This window comes from Aeromicrobium duanguangcaii, assembly GCF_024508295.1.
GTDB classification, from domain to species: domain Bacteria; phylum Actinomycetota; class Actinomycetes; order Propionibacteriales; family Nocardioidaceae; genus Aeromicrobium; species Aeromicrobium duanguangcaii.
This window is the reverse complement of sequence record NZ_CP101990.1, coordinates 1,109,364-1,131,317: the sequence shown is the minus strand read 5'-3', so window position 1 is coordinate 1,131,317 and position 21,954 is coordinate 1,109,364. Positions and strand designations below refer to the sequence as shown.

The 21,954-nt window shown below is 67.7% G+C and carries 17 protein-coding genes; 12 read left to right on the top strand and 5 right to left on the bottom strand.

Translation table 11 applies throughout. The annotated features are described in order from the left end of the window. Window positions 1-108: 108 nt before the first annotated feature. From lpdA to NP095_RS05730, 3 genes are read left to right on the top strand one after another with little or no spacing between them, the layout of a single operon-like run. The gene (gene lpdA / locus NP095_RS05740) at window positions 109-1,485 is read left to right on the top strand and encodes a dihydrolipoyl dehydrogenase (protein WP_232416922.1); all 1,377 of its coding nucleotides are present in this window, start codon (window positions 109-111) and stop codon (window positions 1,483-1,485) included. 20 nt (window positions 1,486-1,505) lie between these two features. Next, on the top strand, window positions 1,506-3,293 hold the full coding sequence (gene sucB / locus NP095_RS05735; protein WP_232416923.1) for a 2-oxoglutarate dehydrogenase, E2 component, dihydrolipoamide succinyltransferase: 1,788 nt from the start codon (window positions 1,506-1,508) through the stop codon (window positions 3,291-3,293). Between the two features lie 2 nt (window positions 3,294-3,295). Beyond that, window positions 3,296-4,189 (top strand): TIGR01777 family oxidoreductase, encoded by an 894-nt coding sequence (locus tag NP095_RS05730; protein WP_232416924.1) that lies wholly within the window; start codon window positions 3,296-3,298, stop codon window positions 4,187-4,189. Window positions 4,190-4,192: 3 nt separating this feature from the next. On the opposite strand, the gene NP095_RS05725 is transcribed toward NP095_RS05730, so the two are convergent. Beyond that, window positions 4,193-4,588, bottom strand: coding sequence for a hypothetical protein (locus tag NP095_RS05725; RefSeq protein WP_232416925.1), 396 nt, complete (start codon window positions 4,586-4,588; stop codon window positions 4,193-4,195). 68 nt (window positions 4,589-4,656) lie between these two features. Between NP095_RS05725 and NP095_RS05720 the strand changes: the two genes are divergently transcribed. Both NP095_RS05720 and lipB read left to right on the top strand, forming a co-directional pair. Continuing rightward, window positions 4,657-5,154 carry a GNAT family N-acetyltransferase gene (locus NP095_RS05720; protein ID WP_232416926.1) on the top strand — a complete coding sequence of 166 codons (498 nt, stop codon included), beginning with the start codon at window positions 4,657-4,659 and terminating at the stop codon, window positions 5,152-5,154. Window positions 5,155-5,158: 4 nt separating this feature from the next. Next, complete coding sequence (gene lipB, locus NP095_RS05715) at window positions 5,159-5,851, top strand: lipoyl(octanoyl) transferase LipB (protein ID WP_232416927.1); 693 nt, start codon at window positions 5,159-5,161, stop codon at window positions 5,849-5,851. A 9-nt stretch (window positions 5,852-5,860) separates the two neighbouring features. Here the strand turns inward: lipB and NP095_RS05710 are convergent, their stop codons facing one another. Next, window positions 5,861-7,063 (bottom strand): MFS transporter, encoded by a 1,203-nt coding sequence (locus tag NP095_RS05710; protein WP_232416928.1) that lies wholly within the window; start codon window positions 7,061-7,063, stop codon window positions 5,861-5,863. 94 nt (window positions 7,064-7,157) lie between these two features. Here NP095_RS05710 and lipA point away from each other — a divergent pair, with 94 nt between their 5' ends. Then, complete coding sequence (gene lipA, locus NP095_RS05705; protein WP_232417424.1) at window positions 7,158-8,054, top strand: lipoyl synthase; 897 nt, start codon at window positions 7,158-7,160, stop codon at window positions 8,052-8,054. 15 nt (window positions 8,055-8,069) lie between these two features. Continuing rightward, window positions 8,070-8,777 carry a DUF4191 domain-containing protein gene (locus NP095_RS05700; RefSeq protein ID WP_232416929.1) on the top strand — a complete coding sequence of 236 codons (708 nt, stop codon included), beginning with the start codon at window positions 8,070-8,072 and terminating at the stop codon, window positions 8,775-8,777. A gap of 1 nt (window position 8,778) precedes the next feature. Here NP095_RS05700 and NP095_RS05695 read toward each other — a convergent pair whose 3' ends face one another. After that, window positions 8,779-9,159, bottom strand: a complete 381-nt coding sequence (locus NP095_RS05695; RefSeq protein ID WP_232416930.1) for an RDD family protein — start codon at window positions 9,157-9,159, stop codon at window positions 8,779-8,781. 22 nt (window positions 9,160-9,181) lie between these two features. Next, the gene (locus tag NP095_RS05690; RefSeq protein WP_256766123.1) at window positions 9,182-10,339 is read right to left on the bottom strand and encodes an HNH endonuclease; all 1,158 of its coding nucleotides are present in this window, start codon (window positions 10,337-10,339) and stop codon (window positions 9,182-9,184) included. Between the two features lie 246 nt (window positions 10,340-10,585). Between NP095_RS05690 and glnA the strand changes: the two genes are divergently transcribed. Then, window positions 10,586-12,007: a type I glutamate--ammonia ligase gene (gene glnA / locus NP095_RS05685; RefSeq protein ID WP_232416932.1), complete on the top strand. Its 1,422-nt coding sequence runs from the start codon at window positions 10,586-10,588 to the stop codon at window positions 12,005-12,007. A gap of 427 nt (window positions 12,008-12,434) precedes the next feature. Here the strand turns inward: glnA and NP095_RS05680 are convergent, their stop codons facing one another. Next, on the bottom strand, window positions 12,435-13,613 hold the full coding sequence (locus NP095_RS05680) for a DNA cytosine methyltransferase (RefSeq protein ID WP_256766122.1): 1,179 nt from the start codon (window positions 13,611-13,613) through the stop codon (window positions 12,435-12,437). Between the two features lie 36 nt (window positions 13,614-13,649). On the opposite strand from NP095_RS05680, the gene NP095_RS05675 reads away from it, so the two are divergent. From NP095_RS05675 to NP095_RS05660, 4 genes are all read left to right on the top strand, one after another. Further along, the gene (locus NP095_RS05675; RefSeq protein WP_306173286.1) at window positions 13,650-14,084 is read left to right on the top strand and encodes a very short patch repair endonuclease; all 435 of its coding nucleotides are present in this window, start codon (window positions 13,650-13,652) and stop codon (window positions 14,082-14,084) included. 114 nt (window positions 14,085-14,198) lie between these two features. Then, window positions 14,199-17,033, top strand: coding sequence for a DUF1156 domain-containing protein (locus tag NP095_RS05670; protein ID WP_232416935.1), 2,835 nt, complete (start codon window positions 14,199-14,201; stop codon window positions 17,031-17,033). Further along, window positions 17,033-20,443, top strand: a complete 3,411-nt coding sequence (locus tag NP095_RS05665) for a Swt1 family HEPN domain-containing protein (RefSeq protein ID WP_232416936.1) — start codon at window positions 17,033-17,035, stop codon at window positions 20,441-20,443. Before NP095_RS05670 ends, NP095_RS05665 begins: the two co-directional genes overlap by 1 nt. Then, window positions 20,443-21,951, top strand: coding sequence for an ATP-binding protein (locus NP095_RS05660; RefSeq protein WP_232416937.1), 1,509 nt, complete (start codon window positions 20,443-20,445; stop codon window positions 21,949-21,951). The genes NP095_RS05665 and NP095_RS05660 overlap by 1 nt, the downstream gene beginning before the upstream one ends. The last annotated feature ends 3 nt before the right edge of the window (window positions 21,952-21,954 follow it).

Here is a 21,954-nt window from a genome sequence, read left to right as displayed (position 1 = left end):
CCACTCGTGGCGCCCACCTCGCCGAACACGCCCATCGACGGCTCCCCGGTGGCAGCCGTTACCGAGCAGGTGACAAGATGACTGGAGACCACCTACCCGGAGGACATCGTGCCCGACGACGCACCCCATTCGTTCGACATCGTCATTCTCGGAGCCGGAAGCGGGGGCTATGCGTGTGCACTGCGCGCTGTCCAGCTCGGCAAGACCGTTGCCATGATCGAGAAGGCCAAGGTGGGTGGCACGTGCCTCCACGAAGGCTGCATCCCCACCAAGGCGCTGCTGCACGCGGCCGAGGTCGCCCAGACCGCCCGTGAGGGCGACTCGATCGGCGTCCACACCAGCTTCGACGGCGTCGACATGACCAAGGTCAACGCCTACAAGCAGGGCGTCATCGACCGCCTCTACAAGGGCCTCACCGGGCTGGTGAAGTCCGGCGGCATCACCGTCATCGAGGGCGAGGGCCGACTCGTCGACGCCAAGACCGTCGAGGTCGACGGCCAGCGCTACACCGGCACCAACGTCGTGCTCGCCACGGGCTCGGAGCCGCGCACGCTCGGCATCGAGATCGGCGGCCGGGTCATGACCAGCGACCAGGCGCTCCACCTGGACGAGGTCCCGAAGCGCGCCGTCATCATCGGCGGCAGCGTGATCGGCGTCGAGTTCGCCTCCGTGTGGAACTCCTTCGGCGCCGAGGTCACCATCATCGAGGCGCTCCCGACGCTCGTCCCGCTCGAGGACCCGATCCTCAGCAAGGGACTCGAGCGCGCCTTCCGCAAGCGCAAGATCGCCTTCAAGACCGGCGTGAAGTTCACCGGCGTCGAGCAGAGCGACGACGGTGCCGTCGTCACCCTCGAGAACGGCGACACCATCGAGACCGACGTCGTCCTGGTCGCCGTGGGCCGTGGCCCGCGCTCGGCCGGCCTGGGCTTCGAGGAGGCCGGCGTCAACGTCGAGCGCGGCTGGGTCCCCACCGACGAGCGCCTGCGCACCAACGTCGACGGCGTCTACGCGGTCGGCGATCTGGTCCCCGGCCTGCAGCTCGCGCACCGCGGCTTCGCCCACGGCATCTTCGTGGCCGAGGAGATCGCGGGCCTCAACCCGCGCCCGGTCATCGACTCGAACATCCCCCGCGTCACCTACTGCGAGCCCGAGCTGGCGTCGGTCGGCCTGACCGAGGCCCAGGCCAAGGAAAAGCACGGCGAGGTCGAGACGGTCGAGTACAACCTCGGCGGCAACGGCAAGAGCCAGATCCTGCAGACCGCGGGTGTCGTGAAGGTCGTCCGCGAGAAGGACGGCCCGATCGTGGGTGTCCACATGCTCGGCGCGCGCATGGGCGAGCAGATCGGCGAGGCGACGCTGTGGGTCGGCTGGGAGGCCTACCCCGACGATGTCGCGGAGTTCATCCACGCCCACCCCACCCAGAACGAATCCCTCGGCGAGGCGGCTCTCGCCCTGGCCGGCAAGCCGCTGCACTCGCACGCCTGAGAACCGAACAGGACAACCACATGGCAACCGAAGTCACCCTTCCCGCTCTCGGAGAGTCCGTCACCGAGGGCACCGTCACCCAGTGGCTCAAGTCGGTCGGCGACACGATCGAGGTCGACGAGCCGCTGCTGGAGATCTCGACCGACAAGGTCGACACCGAGATCCCCTCCCCCGTCGCCGGCACGATCCTCGAGATCCGTGCCGAGGAGGACGACACCGTCGAGGTGGGCGCCGTGCTGGCGATCATCGGCGACGAGGGCGAGTCCTCGTCCGACGGTGGCTCCGACGCCGCTGAGGCCGCGGGCGACACGAACCTCGACGGCGAAGAGGCCGAGGTCGAGCCCCAGTCCGAGGAGCCGGCCGCCGAGGCCGAGGAGCCGGCTGCCGAGGCTGACGAGGAGGCGCCCGCCCAAGAGCCGGAGGCCAAGCCGACCTCGTCCGGCGGCCAGGCCGTGACCCTGCCCGCGCTGGGCGAGTCCGTCACCGAGGGCACCGTCACCCAGTGGCTCAAGTCCGTCGGCGACACCGTCGAGGTCGACGAGCCGCTGCTGGAGATCTCGACCGACAAGGTCGACACCGAGATCCCCTCCCCCGTCTCCGGCACGCTGCTGGAGATCAAGGTCGCCGAGGACGAGACCGTCGAGGTCGGAGCCGAGCTGGCCATCATCGGCGAGGAGGGCGCGGCGCCCGCCGCGTCCGAGCCCGAGGCCGAGGAGCCGAAGCCGGAGCCCCAGGCTGAGGAGCCGAAGGCCGAAGAGCCCAAGGCCGAAGAGCCCAAGGCCGAAGAGCCCAAGGCCGAAGAGCCCAAGGCCGAGGAGCCCCAGCAGGAGCAGCCGAAGGCGCAGGAGTCCGACTCCTCGTCCGACGCCGGCTCCAGCGAGGGCTACGTGACGCCGATCGTGCGCAAGCTGGCCAAGCAGCACGGCGTCGACCTGGCCGCCGTCACCGGCTCCGGTGTCGGCGGACGCATCCGTAAGCAGGACATCCTCGACGCCGCCGAGAAGAACAAGGCCGCGCAGGCCCCGGCCCAGGAGTCGGCGCCCGCCGCGTCCTCGGCTCCGGCGTCCGCGCCGTCCGCCCCGTCCCCGCTGCGTGGACGCACCGACAAGCTGACGCGGCTGCGCAAGACCATCGCCACGCGCATGGTCGAGTCGCTGCAGGTCTCGGCCCAGCTCACGCAGGTGCACGAGGTCGACGTCACCGAGGTCGTGCGACTGCGCGCCCAGCACAAGGACGCGTTCCTGGAGCGCGAGGGCGTCAAGCTGACGTACCTGCCGTTCTTCGCGAAGGCCGCCATCGAGGCGCTCAAGCAGTACCCGCAGGTCAACGCGGCACTCGACCTCGAGGGCGGCACCGTCACCTACCCCGACGGTGAGCACCTGTCGATCGCGGTCGACACCGAGCGTGGACTGCTGGCGCCGACCATCAAGGACGCGGGCGACCTCAACATCGCCGGCTTGGCGCGCAAGATCGCCGACATCGCGGACCGCACCCGCAACAACAAGGTGCTGCCCGACGAGCTCTCCGGCGGCACGTTCTCGATCACGAACCTGGGCAGCAACGGCGCCCTGTTCGACACGCCGATCATCAACCAGCCGCAGGTCGCGATCCTCGGTGTCGGCTCGATCGTCAAGCGCCCCGTGGTCATCACCGACGCGAACGGCTCCGAGTCGATCGCGATCCGGTCGATGGCCTACCTGGCCCTGACGTACGACCACCGCATCATCGACGGGGCCGACGCCGGTCGCTTCCTGACGGCGATCAAGGAGCGGCTGCAGGCCGGCGCCTTCGAGGGCGAGCTGGGCTGACCATGCGGATCGTGGTGGGGGGCGCGTCGGGATTTCTCGGCGCGCCCCTCGTCCATCATCTGCGCCAGCGCGGACACGACGTCATCGCGCTGGTACGCCGCACGGCGGGCACCGGCGAGTCCTGGTGGAAGCCCTCGGAGGGCCTCGTCGACCAGGAGCTCGTCAGCTCGGCCGACGCCGTCGTCAACCTCTCCGGCTCCCCCATCCAGCAGTGGCCGCGCACTCCCGGCCGCAAGGACGAGATCCTCTCCTCGCGCCTCGGCGCCACGAACACCCTGGCGCGCGCCATCGCCGCCTCGCGCACGCCCGCGGCGTTCCTGTCCGGCTCCGGGATGTCCTGGTACGGCGTCGATCGTGGCGACGACGAGCTGGACGAGACCTCCGGCCCCGGAACGGGCTTCCTCGCCGACGTCGCCCAGCAGTGGGAGGCCGCCGCCGCACCCGCTGTCGAGGTCGGCGCCCGCGTCGCCTACCTGCGCACCTCGGTCGTCCTGGACCGTTCCGGTGGCGCGCTCAAGCTGATGCTGCCGCCGTTCCGGCTGGGCCTGGGCGCCCGGCTCGGCAGCGGCGACCAGTACTTCTCGACGATCTCGCGCCGCGACTGGGTCACCGCCGTCACCCACGTGATCGAGGGCGAGCTGAGCGGCCCGGTCAACCTGGCCATCCCCGACGACGTCACCAACCGCGACTTCACCAGCACGCTCGCCTCGACGTTGCGCCGGCCGGCCGTGCTGGCTGCGCCGTCGGTCGCCGTCCGGCTCGCGCTGGGCGGACTCGCCGACGACCTGCTGGGCTCGCTGCGCCTGCGTCCCGCCGCGCTCATGGCCGACGGCTTCTCCTTCGCCGACCCCGGCATCGACCGCGTGCTGCGCACGGCACTCGGCCGCGGCGCCTGAGTCTCACGCCACCCGCACGATCCGCCACCGGCCGCCCTCGCGGTCGAGCGTGACGGTCCGGCGGCTCCAGCCGTCGGCCGGCAGGGTCCTGCGACTCCCGTCCGGCATCACGGCCACGGTGGGACCGAGCCGCTCGACGACCTCGACGCCGCCGGGTCCGCCGTCCCGGCAGGACGCGCGGATCGTCCGCGCCCCCTCGACGGTGATGCCCCGCTCGCGCCAAGCTCGGAGCCGCTCGACGTCGGGACGGCCCGCACCGTCGACGTAGACCCCAGCCAGGAGCCGGTCGCCACCGGTGGTCCACGCGGTGGTGCGGACGACGTCGAGCGCTGCCAGGGCGTCGCAGCCGCCGGTGCCCGGAACGACCAGCGCGACGAGAGCCGCGATCCACTCCCCCATGGCCGCAGCCTCGCGCCACGTCGCCCCGGATGTCGACTCTTCCTCCACAGCCCTGCCACGATGGACCCGTGGCGACCATCCGTGAGGCGACCCCGGCCGACCTTCCCGTGATCCTCGACATCCACAACGAGGCGATCCTGAACACGACGGCGATCTGGGACGAGACGCCCGTCGATCTGGCCGACCGCGTCCGCTGGTACGAGAAGCTGGTCACGGCCGGGTACCCCGTGCTCGTCGCCGAGACCGGCGGCGCGGTCGCCGGCTACGCCTCGTACGGACCGTTCCGCCCCCGCAGCTCCTACCGGCACACCGTCGAGAACTCGGTGTACGTGCACCGCGACCACCGCCGCCGCGGCATCGCGCGCGAGCTGCTGATCGCCCTGCTGGGCCATGCCTACGACTCCCCCGACGTCCATGTCGTGCTCGCCCTCATCGAGTCGGGCAACACCGTCTCGATCGAGCTGCACGAGGATCTCGGCTTCGAGCAGACCAGCCACCTGGCCGAGGTCGGCCGCAAGTTCGACCGCTGGTTGGACCTGACGATCCTGCGTTGCCCCGTAGGCTGATCGCGTGCGCTTCCTCCAGGACTGGTACGGCGACGCCGCGCTCGAGTACACGCAGGCGTGGGACCTCCAGCGCGACGTGCACGCCGACCGGGTCGCCGACGCGATCGAGGACACGGTCCTGCTCTTGGAGCACCCGCCCGTCTACACCGCCGGCCGGCGCACGGAGCCGCACGAGCGTCCGCAGGACGGCACTCCCGTCGTGGACGTCGACCGGGGCGGCAAGATCACCTTCCACGGCCCCGGACAGCTGGTGGGCTACCCGATCGTGAAGCTGCCCTCGCACGTCCTGGTCGTCGACTACGTGCGCCGGATCGAGGAGGCGGTGATCCGCACGCTCGCCGAGCTGGACGTCGTCACCGGTCGCGTTCCCGGCCGCTCCGGAGTCTGGCTGCCGGCCGCTCCGGGCCGCCCTGAGCGCAAGATCGCCGCGATCGGCATCCGGGTCTCGCGCGGCGTGACGATGCACGGCTTCAGCCTCAACTGCGACGTCGACATGGACTGGTACGACCGCTTCGTCCCCTGCGGCATCGCCGACGCCGGCGTCACCTCGCTCGACCGCGAGCTGGGGCGCGACATCCGACCGCTCGACGTGGCGCCCCGGGTGATCGCGCATCTGGGCGACCTGCTCACGTGGGGCTCGTACGAGCCCTCTCCCGACATCGAGCGCGTCGAGCACGCCTCGGTGCCACTGCTGTGAGCTCTCCGCTCAGTCGATGACCGCGTCCGCGTCGGGCGCGTCGAGCCGCCAGCCCAGGACTCCCGCGACGACGCTGGCCAGCGCCACGCAGGCCAGGAACGGCGCGAGGATCTGCTCGGGGCTCCACGTCGTCGCCGCCCAGCCCGCCAGGATCGTGGGCACCGCCATCGCGGAGTACGCCAGGACGTAGAAGGCGCTCATGACCTCGCCCCGGTGATTCGCGGGCACGACGTCGCCGAGGTGGCGCAGCGAGCTGCCGAACGCCATGCCGAAGAAGAAGCCCAGCACGGTCGAGGTGAGCAGGATCGCCGACGCCGAGCCGGTGCGGATCGCCACGATGCTGACCAGCAGCATCACCGCCGTGCCCGCGTCGCCGGCGACCGCCGCCACCCGGGGCGTCCACCGCACGGCGACGAGCTGGCTGATCGCGGCGGCGAAGGCCGACAGCGCCACGACGGAGCCGCCGAAGACGAGGTTGTCGGTGCCCACGGCGTCGGATGCGATCTTCGGGAACAGCGACAGGAAGACGCCCAGGACGGACCACGAGGCCATGACCCCGATGGCCGCGAACCGGAAGTCCGCGCTGATCGACGCCGGCACCCGGGGCCGCGCGATGCGCAGGTGGCCCGCTCCGTGACTCGCGTGCGGCTCCCTCATCACCAGGACCGCCACCAGCAGACCGGCGATCAGGACGGCCAGCAGCACGTACGGCGTCACCAGCGGGTGTGCCCCGTACTGCGCGATCAGCGCGGTCACCATGATCGAGATCGCGATGCCGACGTTGAACGCCACACCCGTGCGCTTGCCCGACCGAGCGCCCTCCTCGGGCTGCAGGTCGAGCAGCGCCGCCGAGGCGGCCACGACGATCGCGCCGACGCCGACGCCGTGGACCGCTCGAGCAACGACGAGCCAGGCGACGGACTCGGCCAGGATGAACAGCGCGAGTCCGACCAGCAGCGCCAGCACCGCCGCGATGAGGACGGGACGCCGCCCGACTCGGTCGGACACCGGACCGGTCAGCAGGACGCTGACCAGCGCCCCGAACGCGTAGACCGCGAAGACGACGGTCGTGGTGATGGGCGCGAAGTCCCACTCGGCGGCATACACGCCGTACAGCGGCGCGGGCGCTCCGGAGATGCCCAGTCCCACGGCCAACAGCACCATGATGAGTGGATAGGCCCATCGCTGCGTCGTGTCGACCCGAGTTCTCACCGGCTCAGCCTAGGGGGCGAGAGGCACTTCACAGACCCGATCAGGACCCCCGCGTAGGGTGGGCTCCGTGACCATCGCTCCCGAAGGACGCAAGATGTTGCGACTCGAGGTTCGCAACGCCGAGACGCCGATCGAGAAGAAGCCCGCGTGGATCAAGACCCGCGCCAAGATGGGCCCCGAGTACAACGAGCTGATGAAGCTCGTGAAGAGCGAGGGTCTGCACACGGTCTGCCAGGAAGCCGGCTGCCCCAACATCTTCGAGTGCTGGGAGGACCGCGAGGCGACCTTCCTCATCGGGGGCGAGCAGTGCACGCGCCGCTGCGACTTCTGCCAGATCGACACGGGCAAGCCCGCCGACCTGGACCGTGACGAGCCGCGCCGCGTGGCCGAGAGCGTCCGCACGATGGATCTGAAGTACGCCACCATCACGGGCGTCGCCCGCGACGACCTGCCCGACGGCGGCGCCTGGCTGTACGCCGAGACGGTCCGCAAGATCCACGAGCTGAACCCCGGCACGGGCGTCGAGAACCTCATCCCCGACTTCAACGGCATCCCCGAGCTGCTCACCGAGGTCTTCGAGTCTCGTCCCGAGGTGCTCGCCCACAACGTCGAGACCGTGCCGCGCATCTTCAAGCGCATCCGCCCGGCGTTCCGCTACGAGCGCTCGCTCGACGTCATCACGCAGGCGCGGGCGTTCGGCCTCGTCACCAAGTCCAACCTGATCCTGGGCCTGGGCGAGACCCGCGAGGAGGTCTCGCAGGCGCTGCGCGACCTGCACGCGGCCGGGTGCGAGCTCATCACGATCACCCAGTACCTGCGTCCCTCGGCCCGTCATCACCCCGTCGAGCGGTGGGTCAAGCCCGAGGAGTTCGTCGAGCTGCAGCAGGAGGCGGACGAGATCGGCTTCTCCGGTGTCATGTCCGGACCGCTGGTTCGTTCGTCGTACCGCGCCGGAAGGCTCTACCAGCAGGCCATGGACGCCCGGGCCTGACGTAGAATCGGGCTTATGTCCAGCCCCGCACCCGCCGTGCCCACCGGTCGCCTCGCGCAGTTGCGCAATGCGTACCAGATGACGAAGAAGACCCAGCCGCGCATCGGCCTGCTGCTGCTGGGCGTCTTCGTCCTGTCCGCAGCCGCCGTGGCCGCCCTCGGCGTGCTCCTGCTGGGCACCGCCTGGTTCTCGATCATCATCACCGCGGTGCTGGCGCTGACGACCTCGCTGCTGGTCACGATGATCGTGTTCGGCAAGCGCGCCGAGAAGTCGATGTACCAGCAGGCCGAGGGCCAGCTGGGCGCCGGCGCAGGCGCGCTGCAGATGCTCCGCCGCGGCTGGGACGTCAAGCCCGCCGTCGGCTTCACCAAGCAGCAGGACGTCGTGCACCGTCTCGTCGGCCGCCCCGGCGTCGTGCTCGTGGGCGAGGGCCAGCACGCGCGGGTCAAGAACCTGCTCGCCTCCGAGGCCAAGAAGCACCAGCGCATCGTCGGCGACGGTGTCCCCGTGACGACGCTGATCGTCGGCCGGGGCGAGGGCGAGGTCCCCCTGCCCAACCTGGTCAAGCGAGTCAAGAAGCTGCCGAAGGCGATCAAGCCCGCCCAGCAGACCGACGTGCTCTACAAGCTCAAGGCGCTCGACGCGATGCGTCCGGCCGCCCCCATGCCGCGCGGCCCGATGCCCACGAGCATGAAGGGCGCGCGCAAGGCGATGCGCGGCTGACTCAGGCCCGGACGACCTTGCTGCCGGCCGCGAGGTCGTGCAGTCCGCGCTTGTCCTCGGTCATGATGATCGCGGGGATCACGAAGCTGAGCAGGACGGTGCGCAACACCGCGCGAGGGATGCCGATCGGCCTACCGTCGGGGTTGATCAGTCGCAGGCCCATGACGCGCTTGCCGATCGAGAAGCCGACCAGGCCGAGCAGGATCGACACCTCGAGCACGAAGACGCCGTTGATGATCAGCTGGTCGCGAATGCCCGCCGGCGGGAACTGGACACCGGCCCACCCGAACAGGGCGACGGCGGACAGGCTGGCGATCACCCAGTCGATGAGCAGCGCGACGATGCGCCGGCCCAGCGAGGGCTCGTCGTAGGTCTCGGTCACCCCTCCAGCCTAGGCAGCGCCGTCAGCCCGCCCGGGCGAGGGTCGTGTCGTGGCGGTGGGTGTGGCGGTGGCAGGCGGTGCAGAGTCCGACGAGGTTGGCCAGGTCGGTCGGGCCGCCGTCGGACCATCGCTGGCGGTGATGGACGTGGTCGATCGAATGGTGGCAGTGGTCGGTGTCGCAGCGGCCTTCTTGCTGGACCCAGACCGCGTGGCGTTGCTTCGCGGTCGCGTCACGGTGACGGCGCCCGACGTCCAGCACGGTGCGGTTCGGGCCCACGTGGTCGACCAACACCGGGATCAGGTCGGCACCACAGGTCAGGTGCGCCAGCAGGTTCGGTCCGATGTGGCCGAACCCGTGCAGCACCGCCGGCTCGACCGGCTCGAACGCGCTCTCGGTGTGGGGCGCGAGCGCCTGCTGCAGGGTGCCGGCGTCAACGATGACGTGGATCTGGGGTCGCACCGTGCCATCGGTGGGCAGGCCCTCGGCGAGCACACGGGTGAGCAGCTGGTCGAGTCCGTCGATGCGCCGCTCGGACGCCGATCGCCGGTCCCCCGCCTCACGTGGCACCGAGACCGCGTCGAGCACGGCCTTGAGCTTCGCCCCGACGTCGATCGGCAGGAAGCCGGTGACGTGCCAGCCGTCCTGCAACGCGTTCAGCGTCAGGTGCGCCTTGTCGGCGCCGGCGATCCACGCCTCGTCCAGCTCCTCGGCATGGAGGATGGCCCGCAACCGGTCGACCAGCGACTGGACCCGCGACGGCGGGTGCAGCAGCGCCACCGCGACCAGGTGTGACTCCCACCGTCGCACCTCGACCTGGTCGACATGGGCCATCGCGAACGAGAACCGCGCGACATGATCGATCGAGATCCGACCGGCCCGTGCGGCCTGGCCCACCTCGGAAAGCTCGCGCATCGTGCCCGCAGCCCGGATCAGCTGGCGGGTGCGCCGTGCGTCCTGACGCAACTCACACCGCGCCCACGTCGACACACTGGACGCGTCCTCAGCCACGTACCCCTGGGTCTGCTCGAGTTCCGCGAGGCGCTCGGCCATCGCAGCCTCGGCGGCATCGCGGGCCGCGGACAACGCGCGCAACTCCTCGGCCACCGAGCTGGTGACCGATCGCACCGTCTGAGCAGCCGTGCGCAACGCGCCGACCAACTCGTCATCCCCCGAAGACATACCCACATCTTATTGGGTCACATGTTCGAATGTCCAGTCATTTTTCCTGCTATCTCAGTCCTTGCTGAGCGCTCGCTGCTTACCACTGACCACCGACACCGGGTCAATTTAACGAACTGCGGCAGCGTAACCTGCATGTAACAATCCGGTGATGGACGGGAAACTGCCCCCACCTAGCCTCTAGGTGGACGCAGGGAGATGCCGTCCGAACCGATCTATCCGCTGCATCGCGGTCGAGGAGGCCACATGTTCGGCAATGCCGACGAGTTCTTCAAGTTTGTCCGGGACGAGGGCGTCGAGTACATCGACATCCGCTTCACCGACCTTCCGGGCATCCAGCAGCAGGTCACGATGCCGATCTCGGCATTCGATGAGGACACCGCCGCCGAGGGCGTCGCGTTCGACGGCTCGTCGATCCGCGGGTTCCAGACCATCGACCAGTCGGACATGAAGCTGCTGCCGGACTACGGCACCGCGTACGTGGATCCCTTCCGCAACCCCAAGACGATCGCGATGGACTTCTTCGTCCACGACCCGATCACGGGCGAGGCGTACTCGCGCGATCCGCGCAACATCGCCCGCAAGGCCGAGGCCTACCTGAAGACCACCGGCATCGGCGACACGGCGTTCTTCGCCCCCGAGGCCGAGTTCTACATCTTCGACCGCGTCGCCTACGGCACCAGCGCGAACAAGAGCTACTACGAGATCCAGTCGGCCGAGTCGGCTTGGTCGACCGGCGACGAGCTGGCGGACAACCGCGGCTACAAGGTCCGCTACAAGGGCGGCTACTTCCCCGTCCAGCCGACCGACCGCTTCGCCGACCTGCGCAACGACATGATGACGAACCTGGCGAACGCCGGCCTCATCCTCGAGCGCGGCCACCACGAGGTCGGCACCGCCGGCCAGGCCGAGATCAACTACCGCTTCGACACGCTGCTCAAGGCCGCGGACGACACGATGAAGTTCAAGTACCTCGTCCGCAACACGGCGTGGGCCCAGGACAAGACCGTGACGTTCATGCCGAAGCCGATCTTCGGTGACAACGGCTCGGGCATGCACGTGCACCAGTCGATCTGGAACAACGGCGAGCCGCTGTTCTACGACGAGGCCGGCTACGGCGGACTCTCCGACACGGCCCGCTGGTACATCGGCGGCATCCTGAAGCACGCGCCGTCGCTGCTGGCGTTCACCAACCCGTCGGTGAACTCCTACCGCCGCCTCGTGCCGGGCTTCGAGGCCCCGATCGCGCTGGTCTACTCGGCCCGCAACCGCTCGGCCTGTGTCCGCATCCCGATCACGGGTGCGAACGCCAAGGCCAAGCGCATCGAGTTCCGCTGCCCCGACCCGTCGAGCAACCCGTACCTGGCGTTCTCCGCGCTGCTGCTCGCCGGCATCGACGGCATCAAGAACAAGATCGAGCCGGCGGCCCCGATCGACAAGAACATCTACGAGCTGCCGCCGGAGGAGTACGCCGAGATCGACATGGTCCCGACCTCGCTCGGCGCCGTGCTCGACAGCCTCGAGGCCGACCACGAGTTCCTGACGGCCGGCGACGTGTTCACGCCCGACCTGATCGAGACGTGGATCGACTACAAGCGCACCGAGGAGATCCTGCCGATCCAGCTGCGGCCGCACCCGCACGAGTTCGAGCTGTACTACGACATCTGATTTGTCCCGCGTGGGTAACGCCCACGGGCTGAGTGCCTGAGACGGCCCCTGACCTGCGAAGACACATTTGATCGTCTTCCAGGGCCAGGGGCCGTTTTTCGTTGGTTCGCGGCGCCAGTGCGGCCCGCGGCGGCCGACGGCCAATCGGATCGGCCTATCGAAGACCGCGGACGCCCGCGAAGAGGGCCGATCGCGTGGAACGCGACGGCTCTGACGATCAACGCCGGTTGCCGCGAGTGCAACCGAGGATGGGTCAAGGATCTGGAGAAGCAGGGGACGGCGGTCACCCACCAGACCAGCTCGGAAACGCAATCGATCCACGGGGACACATCCCATTTCCACCACGAGATGGCTTGCCTGTCCTCCGGCGAGCGCGCCTGACCTATCGGACCGCTGCAGGTCGATCCTGCCGGCCGACGTCACACCGTCAGGGCATCGGTCCTGTCTCTACACGCGGCAATGCATCGACAAGCACGTGACCGATGGCTGCTCCAAGCGGGATGGGCACTGCGTTGCCAATCTGGCGCGCGATGTCGTCACGAGTGCCCACCCATCGGTAGTCCTTGCGAAAGCCTTGGACGAGCGCGGCCTCGTAGTGCGTGATGACGCGGTCTTGGTCGGGGTGGATGTAGCGACCCTTCTCCGGCTTATAGAACTCGGTGCGGATCGTCACCGACGGCTTATCCCAGTAGAGCCGGCCCATGACGTCGCCTGTGCCCTTGGCGTGCTTGCGCCAACATGGCGCCTTGAGGTCGTCCGGCAGCTCCGACCGGCTGCCGCCGTCATGAGAGATCGCTGCGAATCGGTCAAGCGACAGCTGCCTGTAGGGGCGTCCGATGTGGAGCTCACGTGTTCGGAAGCACCCCGGAAACTCGCCGCCCCTGAACTCGACGCGGCCCTCGGGGATCCCAATGCGGTCGACCGCGCGCGGCACGCCGAGAAGCGCCTCGGCCAGGTTGCGATGTGCTCCCTCATGCGTCTTCTTCGGCAGGCCAAGTGCGGGCAGGTCTTTGTGACGACCGATGACAATGACGCGCTTACGCGCTTGGAACGCCCCGTAGTCGGCGGCGTTCAATACGGCGAACTCAATCTCGTAGTTCTTGAGGATGCCGCCGTCGAGTGCTTCCCTGAAGACACCCCATTGCTCCGACTTCAGAAACGCTGGGACGTTCTCTAGGACGAAGTACTGCGGGGTCGCCCTCTCTACAGTCTCGGCGTACAGCTTCCACAACTCGTTCCGATGGGACCCCACCCCGGCGCGGTTGAGTGTGGAGAAACCTTGGCAGGGTGGCCCACCTACGACCACGTCGACCTCGGGTACGTCCTCCTTGGCCAGCCAGTCCTCGATCGCACCCACGTACACGGGACCGCCGACGACCTTGCTGTCGCGGAGCTGTCCGCCATGGTTCAACGTGTACGTGGCGGCTGCCGCGGAGTCCATCTCAACGGCACGGACCGCCTTGAACCGCCTTCCCGGAGCGGCGTTCAGTCCCTCCGTCAGTCCCCCGGCGCCCGCGAACAGGTCGAGAGTCGTGATCTTGGGTTCGCGGCTCTTCGGTTTTGCCGCGGCCGGCCCTGAGTCAGATGATGGCGTATGGGTCGACACAATAAGTGAGATTATCCCCCCTTTGGAGGACGCGCCATGACCAACCCGGTGATCCCCCCGACCTCGGTCGAAATCACAGCCTCTCGACGGATGTCCCGGCAGAGAACACGCGACACTCAGCCTGAGATCCTTGTCCGAAGAGAACTCCACCGACGCGGCCTCCGCTATCGGGTCGACGCCAAGCTTCCCGGCATGCCACGCAGGCGAGCCGATCTCCTGTTCACCGGCGCGAAGGTCGCCGTGTTCGTCGACGGATGCTTCTGGCACGCGTGCCCCAAACACAAGACAGCACCGATGAACAACGGCTCCTGGTGGGCCGCGAAGCTGGCACGCAACGTTGAGCGGGACCATGAGACCCGTGACCATCTCAGCTCCCTCGGATGGACGGTGCTCCGCGTTTGGGAGCACGAAGACATGAAACACGCAGCCTCTGACATAGAAAGGGTGGTCCGCGCAGCGGCTGGCGGCTGAGCCGATAGCTCACATCGTCCGGCGGTTGCCATCAATCACGCCCAACCTCCAGCGGCCATCGGAGACGACCGACTACCATCTGAGCAACGACCCCACTGGAGAGTGCTTCACCGTATGACGACAAGTCCCGATGCCCCGGTTCGCAAGAAGCTGATCGAGGTGTCAATCCCGCTGGAGGACATCAACAGCGCGTCCGCCCGGGAGAAGTCCATACGCCATGGGCATCCGTCGACGTTGCACCTGTGGTGGGCGCGCCGACCGCTCGCTGCGGCGAGGGCCGTGTTGTTCGCTCAACTGGTCGATGACCCGTCCTCGAACCCGGACCTGACCGAGGAGCAGCAAACGGTCGAGCGGGAGCGGTTGCACGGGATTATCCGTCGCCTCGTCAAGTGGGAGAACATCAACAACGAGACCCTGCTGCGTGAAGCGCACGAGGAGATCCTCAAGTCCACTGGCGGCAAACCACCCGCGATCCTCGACCCCTTCGCCGGCGGCGGCACGATCCCGCTCGAGGCCCAACGCCTCGGCTTGGAGGCGCACGCCTCGGACCTCAACCCTGTCGCGGTGCTGATCAATAAGGCACTCATTGAGATCCCCCCGAAGTTCGCGGGCCGGGCACCGGTCTTTCCCGGAGCGGCCGAAACCAAGCTCGGGAATTGGCCGCGCGCCACAGGCCTCGCCGAGGACGTGCGCCGCTACGGCGCCTGGATGCGCGAGCAGGCCGAGGAGCGCATCGGTGATCTCTACCCGGACGCGACGGTCGTCGATGAGAAGACCGGGAAGAAGACGAAGGCGACCACGATCGCCTGGATCTGGGCGCGCACCGTCACCTGCCCCAACCCCGCCTGCGGCATCGAGATGCCACTGGTCCGCTCCTGGTGGCTCGGGAAGAAAAAGGGCAAGGAGGCGTACGTAGTACCCACCGTCGTCGACGACCCCGACTCCCCGAGCGGCCGACGGGTCGAGTTCACCATCGGGCACGACAAGGCAAAGGGTCCGACGAAGACGACCGACGGGACAGTCTCGGGTCGCGCTGGCGGAGTCTGCGTCGCGTGCGGCTCTCCCGCGACGAGCGACTACATCAAGGGCGAGGGAGTTGCCGAACGGATGGGCGCTGCGCTGATGGCGGTCGTCGCCGAGGGCAGCCGGCGCCGCATCTATGTCTCGCCGACGGATCAGCACCGCGAGGCGGCGGTTGTCGATCGGCCGCCCGGGAGCCCGAACCAGAAGCTCGGCCACGACCCACGCAATCTCTGGACGCCGGCGTATGGCCTGACGAAGTTCTCGGACCTCTTCACTAACCGGCAGTTGGTGGCGCTGACGACGTTCAGCGACCTTGTGAGCGAGGCGCGGGAGAAAGTCCTGCAGGACGCTGTCGCGTCGGGCCTCACCGCTGGCGCGCGTCTCGCCGACGGCGGTGACGGCGCCGAGGCGTACGCCGACGCGGTCGCCACCTACCTTGCGATGGGTGTTAGCCGGACGACTGACCTGAACAATTCCCTCGTTACGTGGTCGAACTCGCGAGATCAAGCAAGGAACCTTTTTGCCCGTCAGGCGATCCCCATGGCCTGGGATTTTGTCGAGGTCTCGCCATTCGCCCGCGCAGCTGGCGATCTTTCGATCGCCACCGAGACCCAGGCAGAGGCGATCGATAAGCTTCCCGCTACGCCCGTCGGCGAAGCATCCCAATTGGATGCGGCATCGCGGGACTACTCCACCGTCGTGGTCGCCACCGACCCGCCGTATTACGACAACATCGGCTACTCGGATCTGTCCGACTTCTTCTACGTCTGGCTGCGTCGTTCTCTGCGTGATGTCCATCCGGTTTTGTTCGCATCGATGCTCGTGCCGAAGGCAGAGGAACTTGTTGCCAACCCTTATCGTCACGGTGGGCGAAAGGGGGCGGAGATGTTCTTCGAGACTGGGTTTGAGCATGTCTTCGCCCGAGCGCGAGAGGGCGCGTCGGAGGAGTACCCGCTCACTGTGTTCTACGCGTTCAAGCAGTCCGAGCTCGAGGCGGAGGGCGTTACGAGCACTGGCTGGGCCACCATCCTGGAAGGCATGATTCGTGAGGGCTGGGCAATCACGGCAACGTGGCCGGTCCGCTCGGAGCGCAGTGGGCGAATGATCTCGGTTGGCACCAACGCGCTCGCCTCGTCGATCGTACTGGTCCTCCGGCCGCGCCACGAGACAGCAGGTCAGACGACGCGGCGCGGATTCCTCGCGGCACTACGCCGAGAGCTTCCCGACGCACTGGAGAAGCTGCGTCAGGGCGCGATCGCTCCTGTGGACCTCACGCAGGCGACCATCGGTCCCGGGATGGCAGTGTTCTCCAGCTTCACGCGCGTGGTCGAGAACGACGGCACTGATATGAGTGTCAAGGCTGCCCTTCGGCTGATCAACCAGGCCCTCGACGAAGTGCTGGCCGAGGGCGAGGGCGACCTCGATGCGGACACTCGGTTCTGCCTGAAGTGGTACGAGCAGTACGGCTGGAGCAAGGGTCCGTTCGGCGATGCCGACCTGCTGGCTCGCTCCTACGACACGTCGGTGCGAGGCGTGGCGGACTCCGGGGTGCTGACACAGGGAGAGGGAATCGTGCAGCTCGTTCGACCGCCCGACCTACCGCCGACGTGGAACCCGGTCACCGATGCCCGAATCTCCGCCTGGGAGGTGATGTGCCATCTCGGCCGCGTCCTCTCCTCCGAGGACGGTGGCCTGGAGCCGGCCGCGAGGCTCATGTCGCTGGCAGCGACCCGGCCGGAGCTCGACGTCGAGGCTGTGCAGCGGCTGGCGTATCGCCTGTATGAGATGACGAAGACCTCCCGCACCGACGACGCCCGGCTGTTCAACCTGGTCGGTGGATCGTGGACGGATCTGACCGAAGCCGCGAGCCGGGTGCAGCTCCGGTCCGAGGTGCAGACCGAGCTCGACTTCGGAGATGAGGACTGATGGCGAAGAGCAACATCGAGGTAGTGCGTGCGGCGCTCGAGTCGCTGGCGGCAGTTCTCGATCCGTACATCGAGCAGGTCACCGCGAAGTTCGTACCGGAGGGCGAGGACTGGACGGTGCTCCTCGCGGCGAAGGACGCCGCGAGGGGCATCCAGGGCAAGTCCTACTCGCGTACTGACCCACAGGACCAGTTCCGGATGGTCACCGAGCCGATCTCCTCGCTCGGGTACCTCTTCAACGACCACCTCTCGCGAGGTGAGCAGGGTTTCGTCAGCGAGTTGCGTAGCGTCCGCAACGACGTTGCGCACTTCAAGCCCTTCTCCCCCGACGACGCGGTCCGTGCGCTGGACACGATCGAGCGGGTCATGCGCGCAATCGGCGCGGTGCGCGAGGCCGACGCGGTCCGCACTTCCCGGCTCGGCATCCTGCGCGGAAGCTTCGAACAGCAGACCCGCAGGGCGGTGCGCGAGGCAATCGCTCTGCCCGGGACGCCCGACGCGGAATTGCCGGCGTGGCGGGAGGTGCTCAAGCCGCACCCGGACGTGGCCTCGGGTCGGTACAACAACGCGGAGTTCGCCGCCGACCTGTACTCGGTAGCGGTACAGCAGAATGCCGCGAGCGAATACCAGGATCCGATCGAGTTCTTCCGACGAACGTATCTCACCGACGGGCTCAAGGATCTGCTGAAGCGGGCCGTTGACCGGGTCTCCGGGTCGACGTCGGCCAACCCGGTCATCAACCTGCAGACCACGTTCGGCGGCGGCAAGACCCACTCCATGCTGGCTGTGTGGCACCTGTTCTCGGGGCGTGCGCTGCACGAGTTCCCGCAGAACGTCCAGGAAGTGCTCGCGGGCCATCATGCCGAGGTGGTCGGCCAGCCCGTGCGCAAGGCCGCACTCGTGGGCAACGAGATCCCCCCGGGTAAGCCGTCGACGAAGCCCGACGGCACCGTCGTCAACACGCTCTGGGGCGAACTCGCCTGGCAGCTGGGCGGCGCGGAGGGATATGAGGTCGTCGCCGAGGCCGACAGGACCGGCACCAACCCCGGCAACTTGTTGAGAGAGCTCTTCGCCAGGTTCGGACCGGCCATCGTGCTGATCGACGAATGGGTCGCCTATGCCCGACAGCTGCCGGACGACTACGACAACAAGGACCCCCACGCTCCCCGCGTGGCAGCAGGTCTGTTCGAGACTCAATTCACTTTTGCCCAGGCGCTGACGCTTGCTGCCGAGAATGTGGCTGGCATCTTGCTGCTGGTCTCCGTGCCGGCCAGCGAGAGCATGGCCCCCGGGACCGCAGCGGGAGGTGAGCTCGATGCGACCAAGGCCAGCGACCTGGAGGTAGGTGGCCACCGAGGCCGCGACGCCCTGGAGCGCTTGGACAATGTGATCCGCCGGGTGGCCTACCAGTGGACGCCGGCGACCCAGGACGAGTCGTATGAGATCGTCCGCCGGCGACTGTTCGTCGAGCCGGATGCGAGGGCGCTCTCGTCCATCGCAGCCGCGGCGCGGCGGTTCAGAGAGTACTACCGACACCACCATAAGGAGTTCCCGACCGGGGTCGGAGAGTTCGAGTACGAGGCGAGGATCAAGGCGGCCTACCCTATCCACCCCGAGCTTCTGGACCGGCTCTACTCGGACTGGTCGACCTTGGAGAAGTTCCAACGCACACGGGGCGTTCTGCGGTTCATGAGCCACGTGATCCACCAGCTGTATCAGCGCGAGGACCCCTCTCCGTTGATCATGGCAGGGTCGGTCCCCCTTGATGCGCAGCCGGTCCGCTCGGAGATCGTGCAATACGTCGGCAACGCGTGGGACGCGATCATCCAGTCCGAGATCGACGGGGAGAACGCTGTCGCCCGGATCGTCGACGCAGAGCGCCCCGTGCTCAAGGACCGCTCCTTGGCGCTCCGCACAGCCCGGGCGATCTTCGTCGAAGCCACACCCACCCTCGAGGCTGCGCTCAAGGGCAAGGACCGTCGCAGCATCACCCTCGGTGTCGCCATGCCGGGCGACGTGCTCGGCAATATCGGGTCGGCGCTGGATGGGCTGCAGGAGAAGTCCTCGCACTACTACGCCGAGGACGGCCGGTACTGGTACGACACTCAGCCGTCGCTCAACCGACTCGCCGCCGAACGCGCCTCCCAGCTCTCGCTCAACGCCGTCCACGGCGAAGTCGCAACCCGGCTCAAGCAGGCATTCAAGGGATCCACTGACGTCATCGCCGAAGTCGTCCATCCCGAATCGTCATCCGACGTCGCCGAGGCCAACCACCTCCGGCTCGTCGTCGTGCCACCTCAGTACACCCACAACGGCAAGGACAAGGAGTCCGGCGCCTCCAAGTGGGTGCACGACCTGCTGCGGCGCCGCGGCAACGCTCCCCGCTCCAATGTCAACACCATCGTGGCGGTCGCCGCGGACGAGAAGCAGTGGGGAACGCTCGAATCAGCTGTGCGGTCGTATCTGGCTTGGAGCTCGATCTTCAATGAGACGGCACGACTCGACCTCACTCAATCCGCAGCGACACAGGCCCAGACGATGCTCGAGACGGCGAACCGCACGGTCGACGATCGCCTGGCCCACACCTGGATCTGGGGCCTCCACGCAGTACAGGACGACCCGCAGGCACCGTACGCCGTCGGGCAGGTGCGTGCGGACGGTCCGGAGAAGAACCTCGCCAAGCGCATCGGCACCAAGCTTGCCTCCGTCGACGCCGCTCACTCCTACATCGCGAACCGTGTCGTGCGCCTCGACATCGAGGAGTTCCTGCGAGCACGGTGGACCCGTGGATTCATCAGTTTTACCGAGCTGTGGACCTACTACTGCCGATACCCCTACCTGCATCGCCTACGTGACCGCTCGGTTCTGGTTCGGGCTCTCGAGGAGTCGCTCCTCGATGCCGCCTTCGCGGACACCGGGTTTGCGCTGGCGACCGGGTTCGACACGATGACCGGCGACTTCCACGGACTGGCCGTCCCGCTTGACGACACCGAATTCGGACCGTTTGACGAGCGGACGCTCGTCGTACGTCCCGACCTAGCTCTTGCGCAGCGCGAGCGCGAAAGGTTGCCACGCCCGGGGCCCGACCTGGATCCCGATCCGGATCGGAAGGTGATACCGCCGCAGCCCGGGCCGACGCCAGCTCCATCCCCTCCCCCGCGCAAGGTCGTTGCCAACGCCACCTTCTCCCTTAGGCATGTCGTGAACCCCGATGGCGACATGCCCACGGAACTGCAGACCGTCGCCCAGGAGATCCTCGACCTGCTGCGGAAGGCGGGCCCGGATGTCCTCGACATCACTCTCACCGTGAATGCCGAGAAGGCTGATGGGTTCGACGAGAACACCGTGCGGGCAGTGAAGCAGAATTCGGGCGACCTCGGGCTGACGAACAGTTCGTTCGAGGACCTGTAATGGTCTCGGTATCCGCACCACAGCCTGTCGGCTCGCGGGTCGTCCCTCCCGATCCGTCGATCACGTCGGCGATCGGCCGCCATCACACGCTGGTCACCGCCGTAGCAGATCTTGTCGACAACAGCATCGATGCCGGCGCAACGAACATCCTGATCAGGTTTCGTATGGAGGGGGCACGTCCCGTCGGTTTGCAGGTAATCGACAACGCCTCGGGCATGGACTCGAAAAGCATCGACGACGCCATGACGTATGCGAAGAAGCGCGAGTACCAAGGCCGCGACCTCGGGCACTTCGGCATCGGCCTCAAGGCGGCGTCGCTGAGCCAGGCGAACACGTTGATCGTGTGGTCGAAGCGGTACGGCTCGCCGCCGGTCGGACGACGTCTGCGTAAGGAGACTATCGACACGGGCCCCGTAGTCGAAGAGTTCTCAAGCAGCGACGCCGCCGAGCGACTCGCCGGCTCGAAGGTCGATTTCGTCATGGACACGGGGACGATCGTGGAGTGGGAGAGCGTGCAGACGTTCCTCACGTCGTCGAACGACGAGGAGCAGCGGGCCTGGACCAGCAGAACCACCCAGGAGCTGGTCACTCATCTCGGGCTCGTCCTGCATCGTATCCTCCAGCGGGGCGATCTGACGATCACGGTTCAAACGTTCGACGTGTGGCTGGACTTCGCTGGGCCCCCGCGGCAGGTCACGGCCATTGACCCCTTCGACTATCGAGGTGTCGGACGTACCGGCTACCCAAAGGACCTCCCGGTGATCGTCGGCGACGCCGACAGTACGGCGCGGCTCCACGTCTGGCCACACTGGGACAGGGGGTCAGGCTTCACGCAAGGGGGTCGATCGGCAAGCGAGTCGCAAGGGCTCTACGTTTACCGCAACGATCGGCTCCTCCAGTCGGGCGGTTGGAACAGCCTGGCGACTCCAAGCACCGACCTTGCGTTCGCGCGTGTGGCATTCGACCTGACGACCGAGATGGAGAACCACGTCACGATCAACCCGGAGAAGTCGGGAACGACGTTCGACGATGAACTGCGCAGCGCGTTCGCTCACGCTCGTGCGGCCGACGGCACTACGCTCGCCTCGTTCCGGGAGGATGCGAAACATGCGGCGAAGATTGCGAGGCAGCGCGTCGCCTCGCCCATCGGGGCCCCGCGCCCGGGTGACGGACTCCCTGACGGCGTGAAGGGTGTGTTTGGCACGTACACCGAACCCAACGATGCCGCTCCCGTCGACATCATGTGGAGAATGCTGCCGGATGATCAGGTTTACGACATCGACGTCGACGCGCACAGGCTCGTCCTGAACGCCAGATACCGAGCAGCCGTCGTCGGGCACAAGAGCCTCGACATCAACGACGCGCCTCTCTTCAAGAGTCTTCTGCTCCTCCTTCTGGAGGACCACTTCGTCGGCACTGGTAGCGGCGCTAGGAAGAAGCGCGAGGACGCGGCGTGGCAGGCCATCCTCTTGTCCGCCATCCGGTCACAGTCCGCGCGAGGAGAGTGAGAA

Coding starts and splice junctions, on each gene's coding strand:
- sucB (WP_232416923.1), top strand. CDS start 1,506: ATGGCAACCGAAGTCACCCTTCCCGCTCTCGGAGAGTCCGTCACCGAG.
- NP095_RS05730 (WP_232416924.1), top strand. CDS start 3,296: ATGCGGATCGTGGTGGGGGGCGCGTCGGGATTTCTCGGCGCGCCCCTC.
- NP095_RS05725 (WP_232416925.1), bottom strand. CDS start 4,588: ATGGGGGAGTGGATCGCGGCTCTCGTCGCGCTGGTCGTTCCGGGCACC.
- lipA (WP_232417424.1), top strand. CDS start 7,158: ATGTTGCGACTCGAGGTTCGCAACGCCGAGACGCCGATCGAGAAGAAG.
- NP095_RS05700 (WP_232416929.1), top strand. CDS start 8,070: ATGTCCAGCCCCGCACCCGCCGTGCCCACCGGTCGCCTCGCGCAGTTG.
- NP095_RS05690 (WP_256766123.1), bottom strand. CDS start 10,339: ATGTCTTCGGGGGATGACGAGTTGGTCGGCGCGTTGCGCACGGCTGCT.
- glnA (WP_232416932.1), top strand. CDS start 10,586: ATGTTCGGCAATGCCGACGAGTTCTTCAAGTTTGTCCGGGACGAGGGC.
- NP095_RS05675 (WP_306173286.1), top strand. CDS start 13,650: ATGACCAACCCGGTGATCCCCCCGACCTCGGTCGAAATCACAGCCTCT.
- NP095_RS05670 (WP_232416935.1), top strand. CDS start 14,199: ATGACGACAAGTCCCGATGCCCCGGTTCGCAAGAAGCTGATCGAGGTG.
- NP095_RS05665 (WP_232416936.1), top strand. CDS start 17,033: ATGGCGAAGAGCAACATCGAGGTAGTGCGTGCGGCGCTCGAGTCGCTG.
- NP095_RS05660 (WP_232416937.1), top strand. CDS start 20,443: ATGGTCTCGGTATCCGCACCACAGCCTGTCGGCTCGCGGGTCGTCCCT.